At 63.9% G+C, this 1,884-nt stretch carries 2 protein-coding genes; one reads left to right on the top strand and one right to left on the bottom strand.

The features are described 5' to 3' along the window. The first annotated feature begins 321 nt into the window (after window positions 1-321). The gene (locus F0Q34_RS21480; protein ID WP_149814412.1) at window positions 322-789 is read left to right on the top strand and encodes a hypothetical protein; all 468 of its coding nucleotides are present in this window, start codon (window positions 322-324) and stop codon (window positions 787-789) included. A gap of 209 nt (window positions 790-998) precedes the next feature. Here F0Q34_RS21480 and F0Q34_RS21475 read toward each other — a convergent pair. Further along, a partial coding sequence (locus tag F0Q34_RS21475; RefSeq protein WP_149814411.1) for an IS3 family transposase occupies window positions 999-1,884 on the bottom strand: 886 nt, incomplete at its 5' end.

Genomic DNA, 1,884 nt, shown 5'->3' with positions numbered 1-1,884 from the left:
TGGAACTGGAAGCGCACTCAGGCACCTGCAACCGCTGCCGCCTGACCGTCAACCGCGGCCATCACCGGATGGGTACCTCAGAACCCGAATTGCGCCCGCATAATGCCACGTCCCTGGTGACTAAGGGCCCCGGCTACACAGAGCCGATCACTCATCCCCGCCAGCAGAGGCGGGCCACTGCCCTGCACTCCGCTTGCCGATCTCTCCGTCGCAGCAGGGGGTTCATCGATGTGTCCGTCTGCTAAAATAGTGAAAACAGGCCTGTAAATGCTTAGAAAGCCTGAGTAGGTTCATGACCATTCGAAACAGAATGGATCTGCCATGAACAATTCAGCTGTCAGCGTCCCGATCGCGACGAAGCAGTTCGTCCACCTCATCGAATTCCTGAAGGAGATGGAGAGCGGGCTCGACCCTGTCGAAGCCGTCGCCAGGGCCATCGACTACTGGATGGAGAATGCGTCCTGGAAGGCCGAGGACCTCCTCCAGGAAGACGCTCCCGATCCCTCGCGGGGCTATCTGTGGAAGGACATCCTGCTGCCGGACGGTACGCTCGTCTCGATGAGCTACAAGGCAAAGACCTTCCAGGCGCGGGTGGCCGGAGACGAGTTCATTTACGAGGGGAAGCGCACCTCCCCGAGTGAGTTCGCGAGCGCCGTCGGCGGTGGGAAGGTCCGGAACGCTTGGCGCGACCTTATGGTCAAGCGTCCACAGGATCTGCGCTTCCGGCGCGCCGACGAGCTCCGCCGCAAGCGGCGTGGCGGCCTCTCGCCGTCGGAATCCGGCAGCTGACGTGATCGCGCGCCGGGTTCTTCGGCACGGCTCAACGCGAACTCATCAACCATAGAACCCTCAATGGAGGCTAGCAGTGGGCTTTCGGACGCATCAGGAGCGTGAGCTCGTCCGCTACGCGGAGCGGCGGGGCTGGGAAGCTCTCGACCGGAATGGCAGGGGGCATTTGGTCATACGCTGTGATCTTCCCCTGAATTGATGGACAGGGATCAGGCGGCATTGTGCTCCATCTGCTCTGGCGTCTGGTAGCCCAGGGCGGAGTGGATACGCTGCCGGTTATAGTAGCCTTCGATGTAGGAGAACACGTCGCGCCTGGCTTCGTCCCGCGTGGCCCATCGTCGCTGCTGGACGAGTTCGACCTTGAGGGTGTGGAAGAAGCTTTCCATAGGTGCATTGTCCAGACAGTTGCCACGGCGGCTCATGGATTGCCGCATGCCGGCCGCGCTGAGCAGCTTGCGGTAATCGTCGGCAGCGTATTGCGAGCCGCGGTCCGAATGCTGCAGCACCCCGGGTGGCGGCTGCTGCCGCTGGATGGCCATGGTGAGGGCTGCGCAGGGGAGTTCCGCGCGCATGTGCTGGCGCATGGACCAGCCGACAATCTTGCGGGTGGCCAGGTCGAGCACGGCGGCGAGGTAGAGCCAGCCTTCACCAGTCGGCAGATAAGTCATGTCGGCCAGCCAGACCGTGTTGGGGCGGGTGACCGCGAACTGCCGATCCAGCAGGTTCGGGGCAACTGGGAGAGCATGGCGGCTGTTGGTGGTCACTGGACGGACACGTCGCCCCGCGATCGCCCGGATTCCATGCGCCCGCATCAGCCGCTCGACCCGGCCGCGGCTGATCTGACGTCCCTCGGCGCGCAAGGCAGCCTGCAGGCGCGGGCTGCCGTAGCGGCCATGATGACTGGCGTGCAGGCGCCGGATGTCGGTCAGGATCTGCTGGTTGGCCACGGTCCTGTTGCTCTCGGGACGCGTCCGCCAGGCGTAGTAGCCGGAAGCAGAGACGCCGAGCACACGGCAAGCGGTGCGAATGGGCCAGGTGTCGGCATGAGCAGCGATGACGCGGAACCTCATCTCGGGGGCTCCGAGAAGATGCCAA

The sequence above is a fragment of the Teichococcus oryzae genome (assembly GCF_008386565.1).
GTDB classification, from domain to species: Bacteria; Pseudomonadota; Alphaproteobacteria; order Acetobacterales; family Acetobacteraceae; genus Pseudoroseomonas; species Pseudoroseomonas oryzae.
The sequence above is the reverse complement of the archived record's forward strand: the minus strand, read 5'-3'. Positions and strand labels throughout refer to the sequence as shown.

What these genes read in the sequence shown, in the direction of transcription:
- F0Q34_RS21480 (WP_149814412.1), top strand. Translation starts at nt 322, where the DNA reads ATGAACAATTCAGCTGTCAGCGTCCCGATCGCGACGAAGCAGTTCGTC.